Source organism: Pseudomonas sp. GW821-FHT09C08 (genome assembly GCF_059418125.1).
Window position 1 is genome coordinate 263474 of sequence record NZ_JBWKPG010000006.1, and the last position, 26077, is coordinate 289550.

Genomic DNA, 26077 nt, shown 5'->3' on the forward strand with positions numbered 1-26077 from the left:
AGCCACGACACTTACGCATTAGAAAGGGACGGCTTACTTCATGCATCGATCTTTATCGTTACGTGCCGTGGTTTGTTTGAGTACGCTCCTGCCTGCAACGATGCTGTATGCAGCGCCGGACGCCGATATTGAATCGCTGAAACAGGAACTGCTGGAGCTCAAGCAACGCTACGAAGTGCAACAAAAGGCATTGGCGGTATTGGAACAGAGGGTGCGACAGGTAGAAGACCAGCCCGCGACGCCTGCGCCCAAGCGCCTGGCCAAGTCGCCCGCCGACTTCAGTAAAAGTACCACCGTGGCCGGTGCGCCCGGCGTCGGTGCCGCGGCGGCATCGGGCGGTGCCGGTGGCGGCGGCAGTTCCTATGGGCAAAGCCTCAAGGATGACTCGGCCCCCGCCCAAAGCGTGAGCAACCTGTACAACGAGGCCAGTGGCTTCTTCGGCAACGGCAAGTTCAGCTTCGAAACCGGCATCACCTATGCCCGCTACGACGCCCGTCAGTTGTCCCTCAACGGCTTCCTGGCGCTGGATTCGATTTTCCTCGGCAACATCAACCTCGACCGGATCAAGTCCGACAGTTGGACCCTGGACCTCACCGGGCGCTACAACCTGGACAATCGCTGGCAATTCGACCTGAACGTGCCGGTGGTGTACCGCGAGTCGACCTACCAGTCCGGCGGCGCCGGCGGCAACTCGAATGCCACCTCGGAAGGGACGGTGACCCGCGACCCGACCATTGGCGACGTCAACTTCGGCATTGCCTACAAATTCCTCGACGAAAGCGCCAGCCTGCCGGATGCGGTGGTGTCGGTGCGCGTCAAGGCGCCGACCGGGCAAGATCCGTATGGCATCAAGCTGATCGAACAACCGGGCAACGACAACCTCGCCGTGCCGGAAAGCCTGCCGACGGGCAACGGGGTGTGGTCGGTGACGCCGGGCATCTCCCTGGTCAAGACCTTCGACCCGGCCGTGCTGTTCGGTTCGTTGTCCTATACCCACAACTTCGAGGACTCGTTCAGCGATATCAGCCCCAACGTCAACCAGAAAATCCCCGGCAAGATCAGCCTGGGTGACAGCTTCCAACTCGGCGTCGGTGTCGCCTTCGCCCTCAACGAGAAGATGAGTATGTCGTTCTCCGTCTCCGATCTGGTGCAACGCAAGAGCAAGGTCAAGCAGAGCGGCCAGGACTGGCAATCGGTGGTCTCCAGCGACGCCAACGCCGGCTACTTTAACGTGGGCATGACGATTGCCGCCTCGGACAACCTGACGATCGTGCCGAACCTGTCGATCGGCATGACGGACGATGCGCCGGACTTTACCTTCAGCCTGAAATTCCCGTACTACTTCTAAGCAAACCATCGCCGGCAAGGGATGGAAAACCCACAAGGAAAAGCCCCGCAACGATAAGGGTCGTTGCGGGGCTTTTCGGTTTACCCGCCCTAGCGGATCTGGTGTTTGTGCAGCAACCGGTAGAACGTGGGCCGGGAAACCCCCAGCACGCGGGCCGCGACACTGAGGTTGTCGCTGTGCCGGTTGAGCACATCGCACAGCGCCTGACGCTCGGCGCGGTGCTTATAGTCTTCCAGTGTAGCCATCGGCAACGAAATTGCCTGTTCACCCTGCAATCCCAGATCAACGGCCTCGATCTGCCGCCCTTCCGCCAGCACCAGGCCACGACGCACGCGGTTGGCCAGCTCGCGGACATTGCCCGGCCAAGGGTGCTGCCCCATCGCTACCAGCGCGTCTTCACTGAAGCTGCGCGGTCGCCGTCCGGTTTCCTGGCTGTAGAAGCGTGAAAAATGATTGGCCAGCATCGCCACGTCGCCATGCCTTTCACGCAGCGGCGCAGTGACCACTTGCAACACATTCAGCCGGTAATACAAATCTTCGCGAAAGGTGCCCTTCTCGACCGCGGCCTCCAGATCGACGTGCGTGGCGGCCAGCACCCGCACATCCACCGCAATCGGCTGGCTGCCACCGACCCGCTCGATCTGTTTTTCCTGCAGGAAACGCAGCAAATTGGCTTGCAGTTCCATCGGCAGGTCGCCGATTTCATCGAGGAACAAGGTGCCACCGTTGGCCGCTTCGATACGTCCGACCTTGCGTTGGTGGGCGCCGGTGAACGCGCCCTTCTCATGGCCGAATAATTCCGATTGGATCAGGTGCTCCGGGATCGCCCCGCAATTGATCGCGACAAACGGCTTGGCGTGACGCTGCGATTGACGGTGCAGGGTCTTGGCCACCAGCTCCTTGCCGGTGCCGCTGTCCCCACGGATCAGCACGGGAGATTCGGTCGGCGCCAGCTTGGAGAGCAATTTGCGCAACTCGCGGATCGGTCGACTGTCGCCCAGCAGTTCGTGCTCCGGCTCATCCACCTGGGTGTGGCCTTTGCCACGCAGGCGCGCCATGCCGAAGGCGCGGCCCAGGGTCACCTTTACGCGGGCGACATCGAAGGGCAAGGTATGGAAGTCAAAAAACCATTCGCAGACAAAATCTCCGACATTCTGCAGGCGCAATACGTCCTGGCTGAGCACCGCAATCCATTCGGTGCCGCTGCGGCCGATCAGCTCCTTGACCGCCTCGGGGCGCTCCAGGTGATAGGGCTGTAAACGTAACAGGCCGACGTCGCAGGACCGATCGCCGACGGACTCCAAGGCACAGCTGTCGACCTCCCACCCGGCCGTGCGCAAGCCGGGCAGTAGCCCGTGACAATCGTCACACGGGTCGACCACAAGCAAACGGCGCTGCACGGGTGTAACAATCATGACTATTCCTTGGCGTCAAAATTGTTAAAGTTATTTTAAAACAACGGTTTGTGACGCTTGGGCTAACACTAGCAAGGTCTTGACGCAGCGCTTGGACCGTTTTGCTATAAGTCTGGGCAAAAAGCCACTTACCGGTCTCTGCCGGCAAAAAGTTGCGCGCCGTGGAAACTTTCATTCAGCTTTCAAAACAGCCGCTTACATGACGTTAATCAGGGAAAGTTAAAAAATCTTGCTCTAGCATGTGACCCGTACCCCGTCATCGTGCATCAGTACAAGTAACCCGCCGTCTGGCTCGCCCAACCAACGGCATTCACTTGAATGGGCAATGAGAGAGAAGACCCACATGAACGCCCCGCTCCGCATCAACGAAGCTCTTTTGATCGCAGACCGTGCTTTCCAGCCCTTTCAGTGCGTGGCCTGGCACGATGGCAACGGCGCCCTCAGCCTGAGCGTCATCGACCGCACCAACACCCGTATTGGCAGCAAACAATTGTCGTCGAGTGCATATACCGACCCAGCTCAATTGGAAAACCTGTTGTTACAGGCTCGCGCCGAACTCGATAAAGACGGCCACCAGTTGCAATCCTGGGCGATGCCGAAGTAAGTCGAGAGTAACTTGCGCTCATTAACGGTGTGACACACCCTTCATGAGCGCAAGTTCAGCCTTTATTGCGCGGCCAGAATAAACCGTTCAATGGCTTCGGCCGCACCGTCGTCAATATTGCTGCCAGTGACCACACTGGCTTGGCGCTTGACGGCTTCTTCTGCCTGGCCCATGGCAATCGACAACCCGGCCACTTGAAACATGGCCGGATCATTGCCGCCATCGCCGATGGCCGCCGTCTGCTCCAGGGGCACGCCCAGGTGCGCAGCCAGGGTCTTGAGCGCCTCGCCCTTGTTGGCCAGCATGGCCGTCACGTCGAGGTACACCGGCTGCGACCGTGACACATGGGCCAGCCCTTGCACCTTGGGCTGCAACTGCGCTTCCAGCTCAACCAGCAACTGCGTGTTGTGACTGGCAGCGACAATCTTGTCGACCCGGTCCAGGTACGGCTCAAAACTCTCCACCACCACGGGTCCATAGCCCAGGCCGTCAGCTTCGCGCTGCTCCATCGGCCCTGGCGAGTCACGGCGCAGCCAGTCGCCGTCGGCGAACACCCAGACTTCCACGTCCGGCTCGCTCGAAAACAGCCCGAGGGTCACCAGCGCCGCCTCCGCCGGCAGATGGTGGGCCACCAGGATGCTGCCATCCGGGTTGATCAGCGTACCGCCATTGAAGCCCGCCACCGGCACATCGATGCCAAAGGTCTCGATCAGTTGCAGCATGGCCTTGGGCGGTCGCCCGCTGGCCAGGCTGAAATGAACCCCGGCGTCCCGCAACGCGCGCACCGCATCGGCGGTGCGCTGGCTCAGGCTGTGGTCGGGGTGCAGCAAAGTGCCGTCGACGTCACTGAGGATAAAACGGATGGGATGAATCGCGGCATCACTCATCCGAGGCTATGCCAGGCGTGGCCATCACGGGCCAGCAACGCATCGGCGGCTGCCGGGCCGTCTTCGCCTGCCTTGTAGGTCTGGATCCCGTCATCTTCCTTCCACGCATCGAGGAAAGGCTGCACCGCACGCCAGCCGTTCTCGATGTTGTCGGCACGCTGGAACAAGGTCTGGTCACCGGTCATGCAGTCGTAGATCAGGGTTTCGTAGCCTGTCGACGGTTGCATCTCGAAGAAGTCCTTGTAGGCAAAACCCAGCTGGATGTTAGCCATGTCCAGGGCCGGCCCAGGCTTTTTCGCCAACAGGTCGAACCACATGCCCTCATTGGGCTGGATCTGGATCTTCAGGTAGGTGGGCTTGAGCTCATCGACCTCGGTATCACGGAACTGCGCATACGGCGCCGGCTTGAAGCAGATCACGATTTCAGTATCGCGCACGCTCATGCGCTTGCCGGTGCGCAGGTAGAACGGCACGCCGACCCAGCGCCAGTTGTCGATCATCACCTTGAGGGCGACGAAAGTCTCGGTGCTGCTGTCAGGGGCAACGTTGGCCTCTTCGCGATAGCCGGGCAGCGACTTGCCGCCGATTTCGCCGGCGGTGTACTGGCCGCGCACCGAGTTGGCCCGGGCTTCCTCGAGCGACCAGGGACGTACCGCGCCGATCACCTTGGCCTTCTCACCGCGCACCGCATCGGCGCCAAACGCCGCCGGCGGTTCCATGGCGACCATTGCCAGCAGCTGGAACAAGTGATTGGGCACCATGTCGCGCAGGGTCCCGGTTTTTTCGAAGAAATTGCCCCGGGTCTCGACGCCGACGGTTTCGGCAGCGGTGATCTGCACGTGGTCGATGTAATGGTTGTTCCAGAACGCTTCGAACAGCACGTTGGAGAAACGGCTGATCAAGATGTTCTGCACCGTCTCCTTGCCCAGGTAATGGTCGATGCGATAGATCTGCTTCTCGCTCATCACCTTGAGCAGGCTGGCGTTCAGCGCTTCGGCGGTGGCGAGGTCGGAGCCGAAGGGCTTTTCGATCACGACGCGGCGAAAGCTGTCTTCGGTTTCGGTCAACAGCCCGGCACTGCCCAGGCGCTGCACCACGTCACTGAAGAAACGCGGCGCGGTGGCCAGGTAGAACACCGCATTGCCGGTGCCACTGTCGGCAATTTTCTTGCCGATGTCGGCGTAGGTGCTGTCGTCGAGAAAATCCCCCTCGACGTAGCTGATGCCCTTGGCCAGTTGCGCCCACAGTTGCGGGTCGAGGGCGTTATCGCCATTGCCCTTGACCTTGCTGGCGGCCTCGGTCCGAATGAAATCCTCGAGCTTCTTGGCGAAGTCGGCATCGCTGATGGCGTTGTGATCAACGCCGACGATGCGCAAGCCGTCGCCCAGCAACCCGTCGCGACTGAGGTTGTACAGCGCCGGCATCAGCAGGCGCTTGACCAGGTCGCCATGGGCGCCAAACAGAAACAAGGTGGTGGGTGGAGCGGGTTCGGCCTTGGTTTTTTTGCCGTTGGCGGTCATTTTTTGGAAGTCTCCACGTGACCACCAAAGCCGAAGCGCATGGCAGACAGCATCTTGTCACCGTATGTGCTCTGCTGGCGCGAGCGAAAGCGGGCGAACAGCGAGGTGGACAGTACCGGCACCGGCACCGCTTGTTCCATGGCCGCTTCGATGGTCCAGCGACCTTCGCCACTGTCGGCCACGGAGCCGGAGTAGCCGTCGAGTTTCGGATCGGTTGCCAGGGCATCGGCGGTCAGGTCCAGCAGCCACGACGACACCACGCTGCCACGGCGCCAGACTTCGGCGATATCGGCGACATTGAGGTCGAAACGCTGGTCTTCCGGCAGGTTTTCCGAGTTCTTGGTCTTGAGAATGTCAAAACCTTCGGCGAACGCCTGCATCATCCCGTACTCGATGCCGTTGTGGATCATCTTGACGAAATGCCCGGAACCCGCAGGGCCGGCATGGATGTAGCCGTGCTCGGCGCGGCTGTCGGCGCTGGCGGAACGGTCCTTGGTCCGCGGGATGTTGCCCAGGCCCGGCGCCAGGCTGGCGAAGATCGGGTCGAGGCGCTGCACGGTCTCGGCGTCGCCGCCGATCATCATGCAATAGCCACGTTCCAGGCCCCAGACGCCGCCGGAGGTGCCGACGTCGACATAGTGCAGGCCCTTTTCCGACAAGGCCTTGGCACGGCGCACGTCATCCTTGTAGTTGGTGTTGCCGCCGTCGATGATCACATCACCGTCTTCCAGCAGCTCGCTCAATTCATTGATGGTGTTTTCGGTCGGGTCGCCTGCCGGCAACATCACCCAGATCGCGCGCGGCTTCTGCAGCCCGGCGACCAAGGCTTTCAAGTCGGCAACGCCGGTGGCGCCCTCCTCGCTCAACCCTTTGACAAATGCTTCGTTACGGTCGTAAACAACGGTGGTATGCCCATTGAGCATCAGGCGCCGTGCAATATTCCCGCCCATGCGGCCTAGTCCGATAATCCCCAGTTGCATGTGCTGATGCTCCTAACTGCTAAATAAATGTGTGACATAGTTTATAGCGCAATGAGGCTAATGAGGGTTAGTCCAGAGCGGATCCGTGTAGTTTCATGACAAAAAGTTGCCATCACTTCAGCATCACGACACAAAAAGTCACACGACCGCCAAAAATAAAAAAGTTCCATTGCCCGCAAAAAGAATTCAGAATTGTCCCGACTGCTGCCGAGAACCTCGACTCAAGCGTTCTGGCACACCGCGACACACCGGCTATTTGCGAGGTAAGCAATGAGCACTGCACAGATGACCCGTCCTCCACAGACCCTCTACGTCTCTATCCGTCGCGACGAGCTGCGCCAGTTGAAAGACGAACGCGAGCTGCTGCAGCAGGAAGTCATGCGCCTGCGCGCGCACATCATTCAAGCTCAGCTGGATCAGCCTGCTGGCGTACAGCCTGCGCTCTGCTAATCCCGGTCATCGCTTTGTAAGATAACCGCTACAAAAATCTCACAAAGTTTTCACACGCCCCTCCCGATACTCCCGCCCGAACGGCCACCCCATTCCCGGGTGGCCTCTGTTGCGCGCGGCCCTGCGCGTCGACTGCAGCATTATCGGGTTGGAGCGCTGGATGGCTATGTTCAAACGCAGCACTAAGTCTGCGAAAGGCTTTGATTGGGCCGGCCTTGCCTGGCTTTTCGTGTTTTTCTGGTACTTCTCGGGTATTACCCAGCTGCTGATCCAACTCAGCGGCACCTCCGGCTTCAGCGGCTTTCGCCAAGCCTTCTTCATGAGCGCGATCTGGCTCGCCCCCCTGCTGATTTTCCCACGCCGTACTCGCTTGCTTGCTGCCCTCATCGGCGTGGTGCTGTGGGCCTGCTCCATGGCCAGCCTGGGCTATTTCTTTATCTACCAGCAGGAATTTTCCCAAAGCGTCATCTTCATCATGTTCGAGTCGAACATCTCTGAAGCCGGCGAGTACGCCACCCAGTATTTCGCCTGGTGGATTGTGCTGGCGTTCATTGCCCACACCGCCGTGGCGGTTTTCCTCTGGACCCGCCTGCGCCCGGTGTACCTGCCGCGCGGCCAGGCGCTGCTCGCGGCGACGGCGATCCTGGTGGCCATCGTCGGTTACCCGCTGGTCAAGCAGATCGCCCGCAGCGACACTCTGGACGACGCCATCGACCGCTTCGAATCGCGCATCGAACCCGCCGTGCCGTGGCAGATGATCGTGGCCTACCGCCGCTATACCGAGCAACTGGACAACATGCAGGGCATGCTCGACAGCGCGAGCCAGATCCCGCCACTGACCAACCTCAAGGACACCATGGCCGGCCAGCCCTCGACCCTGGTGCTAGTGATCGGCGAGTCCACCAACCGCCAGCGCATGAGCCTCTACGGCTACCCGCGCAACACCACCCCGGAGCTGGACAAGCTGCGCGATCAACTGGCGGTGTTCAACAACGTCATCACCCCGCGCCCCTACACAATCGAGGCGCTGCAACAGGTGCTGACATTTGCCGACGAGGAAAACCCGGACCTGTACCTCAAGACCCCGTCGATCGTCAGCGTGATGAAACAGGCCGGCTACAAGACCTACTGGATCACCAACCAGCAGACCATGACCAAGCGCAACACCATGCTCACGACCTTTTCCGAACAGGCCGACGAGCAGGTGTACCTGAACAACAACCGCAACCAGAACGCCCGCCAGTATGACGGCGACGTGCTCGCGCCGTTCTCCAAGGCGCTGGCCGACCCGGCCGAACGCAAGTTCATCGTGGTGCACTTGCTCGGCACCCACATGAGCTACCAGTACCGCTACCCGCCGACGTTCGACAAATTCACCGATCGCCAGGGCGTACCGGCCGGCATCAGCGACGATCAACTGCCGACCTACAACAGCTACGACAACGCGGTGCGGTACAACGACTTCGTGGTGTCGAGCCTGATCAAGGACTACGCCAAGACCGATCCCAATGGCTTTTTGCTGTACCTGTCGGACCACGGCGAAGATGTCTTCGATTCGGCTGGCCACGACACCCTGGGGCGTAACGAAGGCAAGCCGACGGCGCCGATGTATACCATTCCGTTCATGGCCTATGCCTCGCCAAAATGGCGTGAAAGCCACGACTGGAGCTTCGCCGGCGACTTGCAGCGCCCTTACAGCAGCTCGCAGTTGATCCACACCTGGGCCGACCTGGCCGGTCTGAGCGCCAAGGAACTGGACCGCAGCAAAAGCCTGGTCAGCGACAGCTTCAAGCCACGCCCGTTGATGATCGGCAACCCGTACCTGCGCCCGCAAAAGCCGCTGATCGACTTCAGTCTGATCAAGCCGAAAAAGGTCAATCCCACGGATGTGGTCCTGCAGGAATCCTCAGGCTTGTAACAGAAAGATAACAATCATTCTCGTTTAAGCCTAAAGTTCATCGCCTCCTTTCGTCTTTGAGCCAAGGCCTTCCCTTTCCGGGGTGGCCGCAAAGACGACAAGGAGTCTGCCGCGATGATCGCGCCTTTTACCCGTTCCATGACCTTCACGCTCGGCCTGTTCAGCGTGGCTATGAGCCCGGACCTCTGGGCTGAAACCGACCCCGAGCCAAACAAGACCCTCGAGCTGGGCGCCACCAGCATCACCGCTGAAGGCCTGGGCGCCACGACCGAGCACACCGGCGCCTACACCACCGGCTCGATGAGCACCGCCACCCGCCTGAACCTATCCGTCAAGGAAACCCCGCAGTCGATCTCGGTGATCACCCGCCAGCAGATGGACGACTTCAACCTCAACACCTTGACCGAAGTACTGCGCCAGACCACCGGGGTTAATGTGCAGCACAATGACTCCGACCGAGTGTCGTATACCTCCCGCGGCTATAGCATCACCAATTTCCAGATCGACGGGATGCTCAATACGTTCGGCTACATGAAGACCGACGGCGACACCATCATCTACGACCACATTGAAGTGGTGCGCGGCGCCACAGGCTTGACCACCGGCGCCGGCGACCCTTCCGCCACCGTCAATATGGTGCGCAAACGCCCTACCGCCCACTGGCAGGCGAAAACCGGGATCAGCGGCGGCAGCCATGACAACTACTACAGCTACGTGGATGTGGGCGGCCCGCTGGCATTCGACGGCAAGCTGCGCGGGCGCAGCGTGCTGGCCTATCGCGACAGTCAATCGTTCCGTGACCATTACGCGCTGCAACGCACGGTTGGTTACGGGATTCTCGAAGGCGACCTGTCGGACGATACCGTGCTCGCCGTAGGCTTCGATTACCAGGACAAGGAAGTCCAAGGCACCTCCTGGGGCACCGTGCCGTACTGGAACAGCCAGGGCGGCAAGGCCAAGCTGCCGCGCTCGACCAACATGGCGGCGCACTGGAGCTCCTGGCCGCTGACCGACAAGACCGCCTTCGCCACGCTCGACCATCGCCTGGGCGGCGACTGGCACGTGAAGGCCGCCTACACCCATCGCCAGAGCGACACGGACGGCAAGGTGTACTACGGCGGCGCGGGCTTCCCCAACGACGATCGCAGCGGGATGCAGGCGTGGGCCAGCCACATGCGCGGCACCTCGAAGATGGAGGCGATCGACCTCAACCTGGCCGGCAGCTATGCGCTGCTCGGCCGCGAACACGCGTTGATGATGGGCTATGGCGAGGCGGCGCAGCGCGATGCCTCGCCCTTCATGCGCAGGGGTACCACGCCTGACGGCTACAACACGATTGATGACTGGAAATACATGGGCGGGATCGGCAAGTTCCCCGACACCGTCACCGACCTCAAGGGCGAACACGGCAGCAAGGAACAGAAGGCCGGCTACCTGGCCACGCGCCTGAGCCTGACCGACCGCCTGCATGCAGTACTGGGCAGTCGCTATGGCAGCTGGCAGCAGAAAAGCGCCACGCCTGAGTACGACGCCAATGACCAGCTGACCGTAGCCGGCAAGACCTCCCAGACCCACAATGATATGTGGACACCCTACGCCGGACTGCTCTACGACGTAACGCCGGTGTACACCGTGTACGCCAGCTACACCGATATCTTCAAGCCGCAAGGCCTGCGCGATGCCAACAAGAAGTACCTGGAACCGGTGGTGGGCAGCAACTATGAGGTCGGCCTCAAGGGCAGCCTGCTGCAAGAGCGCCTGAACGTGGCGGCGGCCTATTTCTGGAGCACCCAGGACAACGTCGCCGAGCGGGACTATTCCGTCGCGCCGAACCCGGTCACCGGCGAGGAGTTCTACAAGTCGGGCGGCAAAGGCAACAAGGTCAACGGCTTTGAGCTGGAGGTCGCCGGCGAAGTCATGCCCGATTGGAACCTGACGGCAGGCTACACCTATACCCACTCGGTGAACGGCACGGACAAGCGCAACAACACCGGCCAACCCTTGAACCTGCTGAAGGTGACCAGCGCCTACCGGCTACCGGGCGCGTGGCGCAAGCTGACGGTGGGCGGCGGCGTGAACTGGCAGAGTGAGATTTATGATTTCAGCAACCGGCCAACGGGCGAGCGCGATGGCGGAGGTAACTTGATCACCACCCGGGCGAAAATCACGCAACAGGCCTACACCGTGGTCAACCTGATGTCGCGTTATCAATTCGACGACCATGTTTCGGCGTCGCTTAATATCAACAACGTATTTGATAAAAAATATTACGAAAGAGTCGGCTTTTATAATGGCGTTTACTGGGGCGACCCGCGCGCCGTCACCCTCGCGCTGGACTGGCGGCTTTAACCGTGGAATCCAACATTAACGAAATCGTTAACTTTGCATCAGCGTCACGTTAACTCCCACTTAATAAGATCGCTGCATAGTCGCTCCATGAATCTGATCAAGGAGCGACCGGATGCCGATCACTCTTAACGGGAACACTGCCATGAAACTCTCCACCCTGATGCTTGCCAGCCTGATGACCCTGACCTCCGCCGCCGCCTTTGCCGAAGGCGGCTCGGAGCGCTCGAAGGAGTTTTACAACAACTTCACCTTCATGCAGCAAAAGACCCACGGCACCACCGAACAAACCGCCTCTGCCGACGGCAAGGACTTCAAGAAAGTAACGGCAGAACAATCCACCGACGAGAAACAACCGAACAGCTGATTCAACCGTACTCTCCTTAGTCATTCCGCTCCTGTGACCAAGGCTAACTTGGCGCCATTTAATGGCGCCTTTTTTTTGCCTGTTGGTTATTACAGCGCCTTGCTCCAGAACAACATGCGGCCATACGCCGGATCAAACTTCGAATCATCAAAGCCAAACTTGCGGTACGCCGACTGAGCCACCGCATTGCCCTCAAGCACCTCCAGGGTGATCTTGCAGCAGCCCCGCTGGCGGGCAATTTCCTCGACCTTCTGCAGCATTTTCTGACTCAGCCCCAGGCCACGAAACGCGCTCATCACCGCCACATCGTGGACGTTGACCAGTGGGCGGCAGGCGAACGTGGAAAACCCTTCAAAGCAATTCACCAGGCCCGCGGGCTCACCGCCGACAAACGCCAGCACACTGAACGCATGGGGACGCTTGGCCAGCTCAGCCGGCAGCTGTTCCAACAGGTCGGCGGACAGGCTATGGCCACCGCCCATCGGGTCTTCGGCGTAATGGTTGAGCACACGGCCAATGGCGTCGGCGTGCACGGGGTTGGTGTAGCTGGCTTGCAGCACCAGGATATCCGGGGTTTCCATTGCCTTCCTCGATCGCGACTACAAGGGAATCGTCTCCCTTTGAAGGTCACGATTGTAAGCGTGGCGTCGGCTCCAGATGAAGGAGATTAACTACAAATCTGCGCCTGAAAGTGCGAAGAGTTTGCGATTAAAAAAGCCCAATCCGTCAGTTGCGCGAAATTTTCGTACAGGCGTTAGCCAAAGCGCTGCAGCTGCATTTCCTGCAACCGGCTCAGGGTACGGCGGAAGGGAAACGCCAGGTAGCCTTCGGTGTACAGGCTTTCCAGCGGCACTCGGGCCTCAATGAACAACGGCACCTTGCGGTCGTAACACTCGTCGACCAAGGCGATGAAGCGCCGCACGCTGTCATCGTGCACCGACAACTGCGGCAACTCACGATCACCGGCGACCACTCGCTCGGCGCCATCTTCGGTGCCACGGGCAATGCGCCCCGGACGCGTCTGAGCGCTCAGGTTGGGCACCTCGCCCAGCAAAATCACCTTGAAGCGATCGCAGAGCAGCATGAAGTCCATCGCCGCCAGGGGCTGCTCGCACAGGTCGGCATAGCGACACCAGAGCACACGGTCACTGAACTGCACCGTCGCGATGCTGCGGTGGCCGACAGACACTGGCCCGCTGTGCACCGCCTGCCCTGCGGCCAGTTGGTTGAATACGCCGGCCAGTGCATCGGGCTGATTCACCCAGTAGCGCTGCAGGCCAACCCCTGGGTGCAGGCGATGATCCTCGGCGCCCGCCACCGCGACCACCTGCAGGTGCTGCTTGAGTGCCGCGATACCCGGCAGGAATCGGTCCCGGTTGAAGCCGTCGGCGTACAACTGGTCGGGCGGCTGGTTGGAGGTGCAGACCATCACCACGCCCTCCTCGAACATCACCTGGAACAGGCGGCCGAGAATGATGGCATCACCGATGTCATTGACGAACAACTCGTCGAAGCACAACACCCGCACGTCCCGGCTCAGTTCGCGTGCCAGCGCCTGCAGCGGATCGTGGGTGCCGGTGAGCTGGAACAGGCGCTGGTGCACCCAGCCCATGAAATGATGAAAGTGCTGACGCCGCGCCGGCACCCGCAAGGTTTGGTAGAACTGGTCCATCAACCAGGTCTTGCCACGGCCCACCGGCCCCCACAGGTAAACCCCCTGGATCGGCGCGCGGCCTTGATGCAACGCGGTATGGCAGGCTTGCAGGGCGTCCACCGCGCGGCGCTGGGCAGCGTCGACGACGAAACCCTGCTGGGTGATGGCGTGTTGGTAGGCAGTCAGCGGCGAGTCGAAAGTCATGCCCGCCAGTATGACTTACAGCGAGATATCCAGCCGCGAAATCTTGCCCTGCTCATTCAGGCGAAAGGTGTAGCGCAGCTCCAACGGGCTGCCGGGGAAATTGCCCGAGACCACATTGCTGACCAGCACTTTGCCGGTGCGATGCTGCACCTTGAGCACTTCGACCCGCGGCTGGTAGCGCCGCCCGGTGTCCTCCATCCAGCGTGCAATGGCAGCGCTGCCGACTTGGTGCTGGCCTTCGTCGAAGACATTCGCGTCGTCGGCAAAACACTGGGTGATGGCTGCGGTGTCGCGGGAATTGGTCGCCGCGATATAGGCCGCGATGGCTGGGGCCAATTCAGGCATGGACATGGCAAAGCTCCTTTTTGAGTGGTTGTAGGGCCATGCTAAGCCAGGGTTGTGTCAGTTTTTGTCAGGAGTGAACGGACCTTTTTCATGCGACTCCATCAGTTTGCGCCAGGCCCGCAGCCAGTCACTGCGTCGCCCCGGATAACGCCCGCCGCTCTCGCGAGCGCTGGCCACGCGGTCGGTGCGAAAGGTCCGATAGGCGCCACGCAATTCACACCAGGCCACGATCACCCGCACCTCATTGAGAAAGCCCAGGGCCAGCGGCCAGATCAGGCGCTCGCTGTGGGTCTGGCTGGCATCGGCGTAATCGATCTGCAGCTTGGCCTGGTGCCTGATGGCCTCGCGAAACACATCCAGCGGCACGCGGTTCTCCGGGTAACCGAATCCGGGTGGCCCCGGCAGTAAAGTGGGGTTGCGCAGCGCCTCCTGGGCGGCCGGGTCGAGCACGTCGGCGATTTTCGCCAAGGCATTGGCGGCGGCGCGGCTGAGCACATCGTCGCCACGCTGGTCCACATACCGCAGGCCCAGCACAATGGCCTCGGTTTCCTCGGCGTTGAGCATCAACGGTGGCAGGAACAACCCACTGCGCAGCACGTAGCCGACCCCCGCCTCGCCGAAAATCGGCGCGCCCAGCGCGGTCAATTCGGCAATATCGCGATACAGCGTGCGCTCGGACACCTCCAACTGCGCCGCCAGCACAGCAGCGGTTACCGGGCGCTTCTTGCCCCGCAGGGCCTGCAACAAGGTCAGTAGACGAGTGGTGCGCGACACGTTGATCCCACCGAACAAACAAAAGTGCCGCAGCTTACCAGAGCCCCCTGTCAGGAAATGTCAGCAGTAAAAAGCCTCTTGACCGTATAAATTATCGCGATCATATTAAATACATGTTTCCAAACATGTAAGACACATCACTGCCTCTGGAGTCCTTGTATGCGCAATAAAGTCTTTGGCCGCCGTAGCGGTCTGCAGGTATCTGAACTGGCCCTGGGCACCGGTAATTTCGGTACGGGCTGGGGCCATGGCGCCGAGCGCGATGAAGCTAAGGCGATCTTCGATGGCTACCTTGAAGCCGGTGGCAACTTCCTCGATACCGCCAACGGCTACCAGTTCGGCCAGGCCGAAAAGCTGCTGGGGGAATTCATCGCCAGCGAGCGCGACAACCTGGTGGTGGCCACCAAGTACACGCTGCGCACCCAACCGTCCGATGAGGGCACGATCAGGCTCGGCAACAACCGCAAGAACCTGGTGCGCGCGGTCGAAGAAAGCCTCAAGCGCTTGAACACCGACCACATCGACCTGCTCTGGGCGCACATGAGCGACAACGTCACGCCCATGGAAGAGATCCTGCGCGGCTTCGACGACCTGGTGCGCGCCGGCAAGATCCACTATGCCGGCCTGTCCAACTTCCCGGCCTGGCGCATTGCCCGCGCCGACCTGCTGGCTGAAGTGCGCAACTTTGCGCCGATCATCGGCATCCAGGTGGAATACAGCCTGGTCGAGCGCACCGCCGACCGCGAGCTGCTGCCAATGGCCGAGGCGCTGGGCCTGGGTGCCACATTGTGGTCGCCGTTGGGCGGCGGCTTCCTGACCGGCAAGTACCGAGAAAGCCAAGGCGACACCCGCGCGAGCAAAATGGGGATTCTGGTCCACGCAGAAAAAAGCGCGCGCGAAACCGCCGTGCTCGACACCCTGCTGGCCGTCGCCGCTGAACTCGACGCCACCCCGACCCACGTCGCCATCGCCTGGCTGCGCGAAAAGGCGCGACGTTCGACCACGGCGTTGATCCCGATCCTCGGCTCGCGCACGCGCGCACAACTGGACGCCACCCTGGGCGCATTGAGCGTGCACCTGTCGGCCGAACAGGTCACCCGCCTGGACACCGCCAGCGCCATCCCGCTGGGCGTGCCGCACGGCATCATTGCCGAGCGTTTCCCTGTCGATATCGGCGCGGATACACCTCGACCACCGGTAATTTGAAGCAAAAAAAAACGGCCTATACAGGCCGTTTTTTTATTCAGGCGATTCAGGCAAGGCTCTTGCTGACCACCTCGAACACATCACTCGACAACTCACCCGAGCCACGAATGCGCTCCAGCTCCGCCTTCATCAGCGCCTGGCGCGCGCTGTCGTATTTACGCCAGCGCGTCAGTGGCGCCAGCTGGCGCGAAGCGATTTGTGGGTTGAAGCCGTTCAGTTGGATAACCAGGTCCGCCAGGAAGCGATAACCCGAACCGTCCGCCGCGTGGAAGTTGATCAGGTTCTGCCCGGCAAAAGCGCCGATCAGCGCGCGCACCTTGTTCGGGTTCTTGAGGTTGAACGCCGGGTGCTCCATCAACGCCTTGACCCGTGCCAGCCCGCCCGGCAACGTGCTGCCGGCCTGTACGCTGAACCACTGGTCCATGACCAATGGGTTGTCCTTGAAGTTCTCCGCGAACACCGACAGCGCCTGGGCTTTTTCCGCTTCGAACGGCGAATTCACCAGCACTGCCAGTGCGGTGAGGCGTTCGGTCATGTTGTCGCTGGTGTCGAACTGATCCAGCGTCGCCGCCAGGACTTCTGGCTTGCCGCTGAGCATCAGGTACGACAGCGCGATGTTCTGCAGGGCACGACGGGCGAAGTGCTCGGCGGCCGCGACATACGGCGTCTGCTTGGACAGCTCGCGATTGGCCTGGTAACGCAGCCACAACCCTTCGAACAGATGATCGGCCAGTTGCTTGCGGGCAAATTCGCGCGCGGCGTGGATTGCATCGACATCCGCCACCTCGCTGATTTCCGTCAGGTAGGCCTCGCTCGGCAGCGAGAGCATCTCGGCGACCATGGCCTGGTCCAGGGATTCATCGCTCAAGACGGTGCGCAGCGCGTCGATCAGGCGTTGGTCCAGCTTCAGCGGCTGGCCGGCCTGATGCTGACCGATCAGTTCCTGCAGCACCTGCACCGACAGTTGCTGGCCGGCATCCCAGCGGTTGAACCCGTCGCTGTCGTGCTGCATCAGGAACATCAGCTGGTCGCGGTTGTACGGGAAGCTCAGCTTCACCGGCGCCGAGAAGCCACGCAACAGCGAAGGCAACGGCTGTTCGGCGATATCGACGAAGGTGAACGTCTGCTCGGCTTCGGTCACCGAGATCACGCGAGACGTGGCACCAGCCGTCGCTTCACCGGCCAGGCGCAAGGCGATACCGGCGCCCTTGGCGTCCAGCAGGCCCAGCTCCACCGGAATCACAAACGGCAGCTTCTCGACCTTGTCCGGGGTTTGCGGGCAGCTCTGGCGGAACGTCAGGCTGTAGGTCTTGGCCGCGGCGTCGTAGGACTCGCTCACCGCCAGGCGTGGCGTGCCTGCCTGGCTGTACCAGCGCTTGAACTGGCTGAGGTCGGCGCCGTTGGCGTCTTCCATGGCCTTGATGAAGTCGTCGCAGGTCACGGCCTGGCCGTCATGGCGTTCGAAATAGAGGTCGCTGCCTTTGCGGAAGCCTTCGGCGCCGAGCAAGGTGTGGATCATGCCGACCACTTCCGAGCCCTTTTCGTACACGGTCAGGGTGTAGAAGTTGGAGATCTCGATAAAGCTGTCCGGGCGTACCGCGTGAGCCATGGGGCCGGCGTCTTCGGCGAACTGGTGGGTCCGCAGGTACGCCACGTCCTGGATGCGCTTGACCGTGGCCGAGTTCATGTCGGCCGAGAAACCCGAGTCGCGGAACACGGTGAAGCCTTCCTTGAGCGACAGCTGGAACCAGTCGCGGCAGGTCACGCGGTTGCCCGACCAGTTGTGGAAGTATTCGTGGGCGACGATCGCCTCGACCCGCTGGTGCGCGGCGTCGGTGGCGGTTTCGGCGCGGGCCAGCACGGCACTGGAGTTGAAGATGTTGAGGCCCTTGTTCTCCATGGCCCCCATGTTGAAATCGTTCACGGCGACGATCATGAAGATATCGAGGTCGTACTCACGGCCGTAGGTTTCTTCGTCCCAGCGCATGGATTTTTTCAGGCTGGTCATGGCGTGCTGGCACTTGTCGATATTTTCCGGCTCGACATAGATGCGCAGCGCCACTTCACGCTGGGTCATGGTGGTGAAGCTGTCTTCGACGCACCACAGGTCGCCGGCCACCAGGGCGAACAGGTACGCCGGCTTCTTGAACGGATCCTCCCAGGTCGCCCAGTGACGACCGTCCTCACCAGGGCCGCTGGCGATCGGGTTGCCATTGGACAGCAGGATCGGATAGCGATGTTGCTCGGCGATCACCGTGGTGGTGAAGGTGCTCATCACGTCCGGGCGGTCGAGGTAGTAGGTAATCTTGCGAAAGCCTTCGGCCTCACACTGGGTGCAGAACATGCTGCCGGATTTGTACAGGCCTTCCAGCGCGGTGTTGGTTTCCGGGTGGATGCGCACGCTGGTGTCGACCGTGAAGGTTTCGCGGGTCGGGTGCAGCGTGAGGTGGCTGTCGGTCAGTTGGTAATCAGCGGCCGTCAGTTCCTGGTCACCGAGGTTGACGGTCAGCAGCTCCAGTTGCTGGCCATCGAGTACCAGCGGCGGCAAGCCGGCGCCACGCGCAGGGTTGCGGCGCATCACCAGCTGCGCGTGGACCAGGCTGTGGTCCTCGAACAACTCGAAGGTCAGGTGCGTCTCTTCGATCAGGTAGTCCGGCGCCTGATAGTCCTTCAGGTAAATCATCTTCGGTTGTTCGGTGCGCATGGATGGCATCCTTCTACTGATGCACGGCGAGCTGGTAGGCCGTGTACTTACGAATATTGATAACGCCGGTGTCGAAGATCAGGTATTGGCCCTTGATCCCCAGCAGCGTGCCTTCGGCAATCGGGTTCTTGTCCAGGTTGAAGCTGACAATCTTGGTCGGATACTGCTCGACCGGGTAGCGGATTTCGATCGGCTCAATGTCGGCAATCGTTTGGATGGCCTGTAGGCCAAAGCGTTCCTGCAACGTCACCAGGCCTTCGGCGCAGGCCGCGAACAGCTCATCACGCACGTGCTTGAGGTCCACCGATTGCGCATCGCCCTTGAGCAGCGCTCGCCAGTTGGTTTTGTCGGCCACTTGGCTGCGGAACAGGTCCTCGACAAAGCCGGACTGCTGGCGAGTGGCAACGCGCATGATCGGCAGCGCCTGGCTCGCGCCCTGGTCCAGCCAGCGGGTAGGCAATTGGGTGGCGCGGGTGATGCCGACCTTGATCCCCGACGAGTTGGCCAGGTACACCACGTGGTCGGTCATGCAGAACTGCTCGCCCCAGCCCGGATCACGGCAGGTGCCGGCGTCGTAATGGCAACGCTCGGGGCTCATGATGCACAGGTCACACTGGGCCAGCTTGGTCATGCACGGGTAGCAATACCCCTGGCTGAAGCTGGTCTTGGTCTTGCGGCCGCAATGGCTGCAATGGATGGCACCGAGGTATTCCAGGCGCACGTGAGTACCGATCAGCGGGTTGACCGGCACCTCGACATCGCCCAGGCGAAACGCGTATTGAACAGTCGGCTCACCGAGTTGCGCCGACATCTTGCTGACTGCACCGCGACCAATTTCAATCAATGGATCGCATCCGACTTGAACAGGATGTTCGGCACCGGTGCCGACTTGGACGCGCACTCCTGCGGGCCCATGTAGCCGGTGCGCTGGTCTTCCGGCAGGTTCTGGATTTCCCAGGCGATCACCGCCTGCAGGGACAGCTCGCGCTGCTCGGCGGTGAGCTTGCGGCCATCGGACCACTTGCCGATTTCCACCGCGAGCTTGAGGCTCTCGTAGATATCGGGGGTGATGTTTTCGATCATTTCAGCAAAAGAGGACATAAGGCTCTTCCTTATCAAAGAGAGGATTTGCGACGGTTGTACAACCCGCCGAGCAAACCGGTAAGGCAACCGATGACCAGGCCGCCGACATGGGCAGCGTTGGCGATTTCGCCGAAGCCGATCATCGAGACCAGCCCCGACAGGCACAGCACCAGCCACACCAGCATCATCACCAGCACCCCACGGGGCAAGCGATAGGCCGGGTTGGGCGACAATAATTGAAAGATCCAGCAATGCCCGAGCAAGCCATACAACACGCCGGACAACCCGCCAAACAGGCCGGGGCCACCGTAGGCGTATTGAGCGTAGTTGGAGACCAGGCTGAACAACAGGGTCAAGCCGAGCAGGTTGATGCTGCCCTGGCGCACTTCGATGCGCCGGCCCAGCTCCCAGTACCACATGCCATTCATGGCCAGGTGCAGGATGCCGAAGTGGATCAGCATCGGCGTGACCAACCGCCACCACTGCCCTGACGCCAACATGTCGGCGAACGGGGTGAACTGGATGTACTCGCCCATCACCCGAAACGGCAGGAACGTCAGCCAGCTCATGGCTTGCAGGTTCTCACCCAGCAAGGTCACCGCGCCAACAATGATGCTCGCCAGCAGCACCAGCGCCGTTACCGGGCTGTGGCGCACTTGCTGGATAAAACCGGGGCGCGAAACCGGCGCCTGCTCGGGAATATCCAGTTGCTGGTCGGGATCGCCGGCGGGAAAGCGTTGGTACAACACACGCACGTCTTCACTGATGGTTTCCGGAACCCACAACACTTGCTCACCCGCCTCTTCGCTGACGCGATGGGGCACTTGCATGCGTTGCAGCAATTTGACGAAACCACCCAGGTCGACGCTCAGGGGCAGGCGCAATACAGCCACGGTACTCATTTAATGACCTCAGGTCGCTCAACGTCGACCCAGACGAATTTACGCGGATCCAGTTGGGTTTCCTGGTCCAGGCGGTACGCCACCAACTTGCCGTACAGCACGGCGCTGTAGTCCAGGCAGGCCAGGTTCGGGCGGATCGGCGCCGGTTTGCCGCTGCGCCAGTAATGGCCGACGAACAGCAGGGGCTCGTCGACGCCATAGCGCAGCAGGGAATTTTTTTGCGTGGACGACAACGGGGTGCGCGCCACCGGCTCCGGCAAGGCGTCGGGCTGGAACACGATGTCGCCGTAGGTTTTCGGGTCGTCTTCCCAGAACTTGGTGCGAAAGAACGAACGCGTCAGCCCATCGCCGCCGGTCAGCGTGAGGCCATCGGGCAGGCGCATGTCGGTGCCGCGCAACAGGCGGTCGAAGGCATTGCAGGCAAAACTGCCGGGCACGGCGGCGGCCTGCAGGAAGTGCGGGTCGATGCAGCCGTCCGCGAAGGTCGCGCGCAGCGGTTGGATAAAGCCGTCATCCCAGCACGCATGCACCACGCGAAAACGCCCGGCATCGACAAACAGCGGCATGTCGTAGAACCAGCCGAGGAAGTCGTGCCAGTCGCCCGGGTGCTGCTCGAACTGGGTCAGGGTTTCCTGGATCAACCGCGCATGCCGTGGGTTGTGCTCGCGCACGAACTGCTTGCCACTGCCCGGCGGCGCCGGTGTGGTCCAGCCCAGGGCATTGAACTCGTGGTTGCCCATGATGCACAGCGCCTGACCGGCCTCGGTCATGTCATGGACGATATGCAGCGCCTCGCGAATGCGCGGGCCACGGTCGATGATATCGCCGAGGAACACCGCCATGCGCGACGGGTGGCGCCAGGTACCCCCTTGCTTGTGGTAGCCCAACCGGTCGAGCAGGTGCTCAAGGGTATGGGCGCAACCGTGCACGTCACCAATCAGGTCGTAGCTGCGCGCGGGATCGAGCATCAGTCGCCTCCACCCCCCAAGCGGCTGCCCCAGCCCAACTTGGTGCGGCACACTTCGTAGTAGTTGTGATCCAGCGGATGGATCAACCGCAACTTCTGCGCCTTCTTGCTCACGGTGATGGTGTCACCGGGGGCGCAGGTGAAATGGTTCTGCCCGTCGCAGGAGACTTGCGGGTAGATCTGCATGTCTTTGGACACCACGATTTTCAGCTCACTGTTGCCATCGACCACGATTGGCCGGCTCGACAACATATGGGGGTACATCGGCACGATCACAATGGCATCCAGCTTGGGATGCATGATCGGGCCACCGGCCGACAGCGCGTAGGCCGTGGACCCGGTCGGCGTGGCGACGATCAGGCCGTCGGCCTTCTGGCTGCACACGAACTGGCCGTCGATATACAGCTCGAACTCGATCATCCGCGTGGATTTGCCGGGGTGTAGCACCACATCATTGAGCGCATCGCCCTGGCCGATGGCCTCGCCGTGGCGACGTACTTCGGCTTGCAGCAGGAAGCGGTTTTCCACCAGGTAATGGCCGTCGAGGACCTTGGCCACTTCGACTTCCAGCTCATCGGGACGGATATCGGTGAGGAACCCCAGGCTGCCACGGTTGATCCCCAGCACCGGCACGTTATGCCGCGCCAGGGCCCGGGCGGCGCCGAGCAGGCTGCCGTCGCCGCCGACCACGATGACCATGTCGCACACTTCGCCGAGCATCTTGCGGGAGGAAGTCTGCAGGCCGTGGCCGGGGAGAATCTCGGCAATGGTGTCTTCGAGGATCACATGCAGGTGGCGTTCCAGCAGGAATTTTTTCAGCCGGCGGACGGTGTCCAACACCTGGGTACTGCCCAGGCGACCGATAATGCCGATATTGCGAAATTGCTCCATGGGGCTCCTGCGGGATTTGGGGTGTGGCAAAAAAGAAACGATTATGGGCGAAAGGCCGCCTGAGGCAAAATCCTTTGTCGCCGTGAAGCCTTGATGACAACGGTTCTCAGCCACCTGCGCAGCGGTTAAAAGGCTATGCTCGGACTCATGACTGTGTTCCCGGATTTGCACAACCTGCCCCGCCAACTGCGCCACCCCGAGGTGCGCGACCTGGCGTGGGTGATGCTCGCCCCGCCGATGCTGGCGCAGACGCCGTGGCCGCAGCGCCACCCGCTGGCCGGCAGCGACTGGGTGCAAGCGCCCGAGCGGCTTGAACACTGGCTCCGCACACTCGACCGCGACAGCAGCGCCTTGCAGCACTGGCTGAGCCTGTCGCGCACGCGCCGCCTGGGCTTCTACTACGAACGCCTGTGGCAGTTCGCCGTGCAGCATGCGCCGGGCGTCGAGCTGCTGGCCGCCAACCTGCCGATCCGCCGCGCCGGGCACACCCTGGGCGAGCTCGACATGCTGCTGCGCGACCGTGAGGGCGTGCACCACCTGGAACTGGCGATCAAGCTCTATCTCGGCCCCCAGCACGGCAACGGCGAGGACACTGCGCAGTGGCTCGGCCCGGGCTGCCATGACCGGTTGGATCGCAAGCTGGCGCACCTGGCCCAGCATCAACTGCCGATTTCGGCGCGGCCGGAAAGCCGTGACGCGCTGGGCGCCTTGGATATCCAGCAGTTCGACGCGCATTTGTGGCTTGGGGGGTATTTGCTCTATCCCTGGCCGGGCCAGGCGGAGCCGCCCCGAGGAGCCCACCCGCAGCATTTGCGCGGGCGCTGGTTGCATCAGCGTGACTGGCAGGAGTTTGTCCGCACCACCCCGCCTGGGCGCTGGCAGCCCCTGCCCCGGCACGCATGGCTGGCACCCGCGCATTACCGCGCGGATGAAGTGTGGAGCGCGGAACAAATGCAGGGCTGGCTCGCGGAGTTGGAGCCGATGGCGCCGGCGCAGCTACTGGTGCGCATGGTGCAAGTCGGTGAGGACTGGGAGGAAGCCGAGCGATTGTTCCTGGTGGCTGATTTGTGGCCGAACGTGCCGGGCAGCACCTGATGATTTTTGCGGGGTGGCTGATGGCCTCTTCGCGAGCAAGCCCGCTCCCACATTTGGAGCGTATTCCAGGCTGGTTATTGGGTTAGCTGTGGGTCTGGGTGAGGGTTTTGGGGCGGGTTCAAGGGACTCATCGCAGGCAAGCCAGCTCCCACATTTGGAGCGTATTTCAGGCTGGTTATTGGGTTGGCTGCGGGGGTTTAGGGCAGACTTGAGGGGCCCATCGCGGGCAAGCCAGGCCGACATTTCAAGCGCGCTGCTTATTAATGTGGGAGCTGGCTTGCCTGCGAAAGCAATAGTCCAGGCACTACAGCCTATCGATATGCCGATATTCCAGCTGCAACTCGGCCGCCAGTTCCTGCGCGCGCCCCAATCGGATCGGCCCTCGCTCGATATCCACCAACAGTCCCGGACACTCCAGCAACGGCAGCCCGGTAATCGTCTTGAGCCGCCCATCGGTGATCACCAGCAAGCGCTGCTGCTCGGTCGGATAGCGCTTGCGCCGTGCCGCCAACCAATGCCCCGCCTCGGTCAACGCCGCCAGCAACGGCGTGCCGCCACCCGCGCCCAGCTGTTCGAGCCAGCCCGCCAGGCTTTTCGCCGCCTTGAGCCCCTGCACCGGCCATGCGGGCGATTGCCCGCTGGCCGTCAGCAACGCCATGCGTGCCCGTTGGCGATAAGCATCATCAAACAATTGCGCCAATAAACCTTTGGCGTCGGTCAATGCACGGTGCCGACGGGTAGACGCCGAAGCATCGACGATCACCAGCCACAATTCATGCGCCGAACGGCTGCGCAGGTGGTAGCGCAAGTCTTCACGCGATTGCGGTCGGCCACCGAGCAAAGTGCCCGGCCAGTTGACCGCGCCCTGCTTCGCGCTGCGCGCCTTGCCCTGCCTGCCTCTGTCCAGTCGCCCCGCGGTGGGACGGGCATCCGCCCCCGCGTCAGGTCGGGGGCGGATGCCTAGGGCTTTTTTGGCCAGCTGGGCACGTCTCGGCGGGCGCCCGTGGGCAGGGCCGGTGCGGGCATATCGCCCCATTGGCCTTGGCCAGGCGAGGTATCCGACGGCTTGGGCGCCTGGCCTTCAGGCGGCGGGCTGGCCGCTGGGGATTGCGCTTGGCGACGATGGCGCAAGGCAAATTCCGCCACCGCGTCAATATCTTCCTCGGCAATCGCGGTCGCCCCGCGCCACGCCGCGTGGGCCCTGGCGCCGCGCAGCCAGACCAGATCAGCGCGCAAGCCATCGACACCCGCAGCAAAGCAGCGCTCGGTGATCTGCGCCAAGGCCTGATCATCCAGCGCGATGCTCTCCAGCCGCGCCCGCGCCTGGGTGCAGCGCTCACGCAACGCGGCCTGCTGCTCGGCCCACTGCGTGCAAAACGCCGCCGGGTCACTGTCGAAATCCAGACGACGGCGGATGATTTGCCCACGCTCGGCCGGCAACGTCTGCCCGCTCAACGCCACATTGAAACCGAAGCGATCCAGCAACTGCGGCCGCAACTCGCCCTCCTCCGGGTTCATCGTACCGATCAGCACAAACCGCGCCGAGTGCCGATGGGAAATACCGTCGCGTTCGATCAGGTTGGTGCCGCTGGCGGCAACGTCCAGCAACAGGTCGACCAGGTGATCGGGCAGCAAGTTGACTTCATCGACATACAGCACGCCCCCGTCGGCCTTGGCCAGCACGCCGGGGGAAAACTGCGCGCGACCTTCACCCAGCGCAGCGTCCAGGTCCAAAGTGCCGACCAGACGTTCTTCGGTGGCGCCCAACGGCAAGGTGACAAACTGCCCGCTGGCCAGTAAGTCGGCCAGGCCGCGCGCCAGGGTCGACTTGGCCATGCCGCGCGGGCCTTCGATCAGCACACCGCCAATCTTCGGGTCGATGGCAGTCAGGCACAGCGCCAGCTTCAAGTCATCGGCGCCGACCACGGCGGACAGCGGAAAATGGGGAATATCAGTCATGCCTATTTCTCGTTAAATTCTGCGGCACAGGCGGTTTCCTGTGGTGGTCGAGCGTGTTGTGACCAGTAGGCCTCTTGTCAGCCAGTGGGCTTGTTGTGACCAGCAGCCCCCCCGTCAGCCAGTGGGCCTGTTGTGACCAGCAGCCCCCCGTCAGCCAGTGAGCTTGTTGTAACTAGCAGGACCCTCTCAGCCAGTGGGCTTTTTTGTGGCGAGCGGGCTTGCCCCGCGTTGGGCTGCGCAGCAGCCCCATTAAAGCCAACGCATTTGTTTCTGACAAACCGCAGCGTGCGGTTTTGGGGCTGCTTCGCAGCCCAACGCGGGGCAAGCCCGCTCACCACAAAAAGCCTGCACACCCTCAGTAAGGCGACTTGCCACAAAAAGCCTGCACACCCTCAGTAACGCGACTTGCCACAAAAAGCCTACTCATCCTCAGTAAGGACACTTGCCACAAAAAGCCT

24 protein-coding genes are annotated in these 26077 nt (G+C 61.8%); 8 read left to right on the forward strand and 16 right to left on the reverse strand.

What is annotated here, in order from left to right; all coding sequences use genetic code 11:
• The first annotated feature begins 40 nt into the window (after positions 1 to 40).
• Positions 41 to 1348, forward strand: coding sequence for a fibril amyloid transporter FapF (gene fapF, locus AC07OJ_RS21975; RefSeq protein WP_106804161.1), 1308 nt, complete (start codon positions 41 to 43; stop codon positions 1346 to 1348).
• A gap of 89 nt (positions 1349 to 1437) precedes the next feature.
• Here the strand turns inward: fapF and AC07OJ_RS21980 are convergent, their stop codons facing one another.
• A complete protein-coding gene (locus AC07OJ_RS21980; RefSeq protein ID WP_495095191.1) occupies positions 1438 to 2763 on the reverse strand; it encodes a sigma-54 dependent transcriptional regulator in 1326 nt (441 codons plus the stop codon).
• A 343-nt stretch (positions 2764 to 3106) separates the two neighbouring features.
• Here AC07OJ_RS21980 and AC07OJ_RS21985 point away from each other — a divergent pair, with 343 nt between their 5' ends.
• Complete coding sequence (locus tag AC07OJ_RS21985; protein WP_065906499.1) at positions 3107 to 3367, forward strand: hypothetical protein; 261 nt, start codon at positions 3107 to 3109, stop codon at positions 3365 to 3367.
• A 62-nt stretch (positions 3368 to 3429) separates the two neighbouring features.
• Here the strand turns inward: AC07OJ_RS21985 and AC07OJ_RS21990 are convergent, their stop codons facing one another.
• From AC07OJ_RS21990 to gnd, 3 genes are read right to left on the reverse strand one after another with little or no spacing between them, the layout of a single operon-like run.
• Positions 3430 to 4254 (reverse strand): HAD family hydrolase, encoded by an 825-nt coding sequence (locus tag AC07OJ_RS21990; protein ID WP_495095192.1) that lies wholly within the window; start codon positions 4252 to 4254, stop codon positions 3430 to 3432.
• The gene (gene zwf, locus AC07OJ_RS21995) at positions 4251 to 5774 is read right to left on the reverse strand and encodes a glucose-6-phosphate dehydrogenase (RefSeq protein WP_065906496.1); all 1524 of its coding nucleotides are present in this window, start codon (positions 5772 to 5774) and stop codon (positions 4251 to 4253) included. The genes AC07OJ_RS21990 and zwf overlap by 4 nt, the downstream gene beginning before the upstream one ends.
• Positions 5771 to 6754 (reverse strand): phosphogluconate dehydrogenase (NAD(+)-dependent, decarboxylating), encoded by a 984-nt coding sequence (gene gnd, locus AC07OJ_RS22000; RefSeq protein ID WP_065906492.1) that lies wholly within the window; start codon positions 6752 to 6754, stop codon positions 5771 to 5773. Before gnd ends, zwf begins: the two co-directional genes overlap by 4 nt.
• A gap of 270 nt (positions 6755 to 7024) precedes the next feature.
• Between gnd and AC07OJ_RS22005 the strand changes: the two genes are divergently transcribed.
• The 4 genes from AC07OJ_RS22005 to AC07OJ_RS22020 all read left to right on the forward strand — a co-directional run bounded on the left by AC07OJ_RS22005 (position 7025) and on the right by AC07OJ_RS22020 (position 11835).
• Positions 7025 to 7204, forward strand: a complete 180-nt coding sequence (locus AC07OJ_RS22005) for a DUF6026 family protein (RefSeq protein WP_495095193.1) — start codon at positions 7025 to 7027, stop codon at positions 7202 to 7204.
• A 160-nt stretch (positions 7205 to 7364) separates the two neighbouring features.
• Positions 7365 to 9122, forward strand: a complete 1758-nt coding sequence (locus tag AC07OJ_RS22010) for a phosphoethanolamine transferase CptA (protein WP_495095194.1) — start codon at positions 7365 to 7367, stop codon at positions 9120 to 9122.
• A gap of 114 nt (positions 9123 to 9236) precedes the next feature.
• Positions 9237 to 11471 carry a TonB-dependent siderophore receptor gene (locus AC07OJ_RS22015; protein ID WP_495095195.1) on the forward strand — a complete coding sequence of 745 codons (2235 nt, stop codon included), beginning with the start codon at positions 9237 to 9239 and terminating at the stop codon, positions 11469 to 11471.
• 142 nt (positions 11472 to 11613) lie between these two features.
• Positions 11614 to 11835 carry a hypothetical protein gene (locus AC07OJ_RS22020; protein ID WP_065906738.1) on the forward strand — a complete coding sequence of 74 codons (222 nt, stop codon included), beginning with the start codon at positions 11614 to 11616 and terminating at the stop codon, positions 11833 to 11835.
• Between the two features lie 89 nt (positions 11836 to 11924).
• Here AC07OJ_RS22020 and AC07OJ_RS22025 read toward each other — a convergent pair whose 3' ends face one another.
• The 4 genes from AC07OJ_RS22025 to AC07OJ_RS22040 all read right to left on the reverse strand — a co-directional run bounded on the left by AC07OJ_RS22025 (position 11925) and on the right by AC07OJ_RS22040 (position 14812).
• Positions 11925 to 12416, reverse strand: a complete 492-nt coding sequence (locus AC07OJ_RS22025) for a GNAT family N-acetyltransferase (protein WP_065906481.1) — start codon at positions 12414 to 12416, stop codon at positions 11925 to 11927.
• Between the two features lie 173 nt (positions 12417 to 12589).
• Positions 12590 to 13693 (reverse strand): cell division protein ZapE, encoded by a 1104-nt coding sequence (gene zapE, locus AC07OJ_RS22030; RefSeq protein WP_495095196.1) that lies wholly within the window; start codon positions 13691 to 13693, stop codon positions 12590 to 12592.
• Positions 13694 to 13708: 15 nt separating this feature from the next.
• Positions 13709 to 14044, reverse strand: a complete 336-nt coding sequence (locus AC07OJ_RS22035; protein WP_065906474.1) for a nuclear transport factor 2 family protein — start codon at positions 14042 to 14044, stop codon at positions 13709 to 13711.
• A gap of 51 nt (positions 14045 to 14095) precedes the next feature.
• Complete coding sequence (locus AC07OJ_RS22040; RefSeq protein WP_120450711.1) at positions 14096 to 14812, reverse strand: helix-turn-helix transcriptional regulator; 717 nt, start codon at positions 14810 to 14812, stop codon at positions 14096 to 14098.
• A 159-nt stretch (positions 14813 to 14971) separates the two neighbouring features.
• Here AC07OJ_RS22040 and AC07OJ_RS22045 point away from each other — a divergent pair, with 159 nt between their 5' ends.
• Complete coding sequence (locus AC07OJ_RS22045; protein WP_106804168.1) at positions 14972 to 16018, forward strand: aldo/keto reductase; 1047 nt, start codon at positions 14972 to 14974, stop codon at positions 16016 to 16018.
• A gap of 46 nt (positions 16019 to 16064) precedes the next feature.
• Here AC07OJ_RS22045 and pepN read toward each other — a convergent pair whose 3' ends face one another.
• Genes pepN through AC07OJ_RS22075 form a run of 6 tightly spaced genes read right to left on the reverse strand, consistent with a single transcriptional unit; the run spans position 16065 to position 22565 of the window.
• Entirely contained in the window at positions 16065 to 18722 is a 2658-nt protein-coding gene (pepN, locus tag AC07OJ_RS22050) for an aminopeptidase N (RefSeq protein WP_495095197.1), read from the reverse strand.
• A 13-nt stretch (positions 18723 to 18735) separates the two neighbouring features.
• The gene (locus tag AC07OJ_RS22055; RefSeq protein ID WP_065906465.1) at positions 18736 to 19566 is read right to left on the reverse strand and encodes a DUF2797 domain-containing protein; all 831 of its coding nucleotides are present in this window, start codon (positions 19564 to 19566) and stop codon (positions 18736 to 18738) included.
• Positions 19563 to 19823 carry a YeaC family protein gene (locus AC07OJ_RS22060; protein WP_016972751.1) on the reverse strand — a complete coding sequence of 87 codons (261 nt, stop codon included), beginning with the start codon at positions 19821 to 19823 and terminating at the stop codon, positions 19563 to 19565. Before AC07OJ_RS22060 ends, AC07OJ_RS22055 begins: the two co-directional genes overlap by 4 nt.
• 14 nt (positions 19824 to 19837) lie before the next feature.
• The gene (locus tag AC07OJ_RS22065; protein WP_106804171.1) at positions 19838 to 20707 is read right to left on the reverse strand and encodes a rhomboid family intramembrane serine protease; all 870 of its coding nucleotides are present in this window, start codon (positions 20705 to 20707) and stop codon (positions 19838 to 19840) included.
• Positions 20704 to 21678, reverse strand: coding sequence for a metallophosphoesterase (locus tag AC07OJ_RS22070; RefSeq protein ID WP_371920703.1), 975 nt, complete (start codon positions 21676 to 21678; stop codon positions 20704 to 20706). Before AC07OJ_RS22070 ends, AC07OJ_RS22065 begins: the two co-directional genes overlap by 4 nt.
• Positions 21675 to 22565 (reverse strand): NAD(+) kinase, encoded by an 891-nt coding sequence (locus tag AC07OJ_RS22075; protein ID WP_003217892.1) that lies wholly within the window; start codon positions 22563 to 22565, stop codon positions 21675 to 21677. The genes AC07OJ_RS22070 and AC07OJ_RS22075 overlap by 4 nt, the downstream gene beginning before the upstream one ends.
• Before the next feature lie 147 nt (positions 22566 to 22712).
• Between AC07OJ_RS22075 and AC07OJ_RS22080 the strand changes: the two genes are divergently transcribed.
• A complete protein-coding gene (locus tag AC07OJ_RS22080; protein WP_495095244.1) occupies positions 22713 to 23660 on the forward strand; it encodes a DUF1853 family protein in 948 nt (315 codons plus the stop codon).
• Between the two features lie 304 nt (positions 23661 to 23964).
• Here the strand turns inward: AC07OJ_RS22080 and AC07OJ_RS22085 are convergent, their stop codons facing one another.
• Both AC07OJ_RS22085 and AC07OJ_RS22090 read right to left on the reverse strand, forming a co-directional pair.
• Complete coding sequence (locus tag AC07OJ_RS22085; protein WP_495095245.1) at positions 23965 to 24567, reverse strand: vWA domain-containing protein; 603 nt, start codon at positions 24565 to 24567, stop codon at positions 23965 to 23967.
• Between the two features lie 53 nt (positions 24568 to 24620).
• Entirely contained in the window at positions 24621 to 25619 is a 999-nt protein-coding gene (locus tag AC07OJ_RS22090; protein ID WP_495095198.1) for a magnesium chelatase ATPase subunit I, read from the reverse strand.
• Between the last annotated feature and the right edge of the window lie 458 nt (positions 25620 to 26077).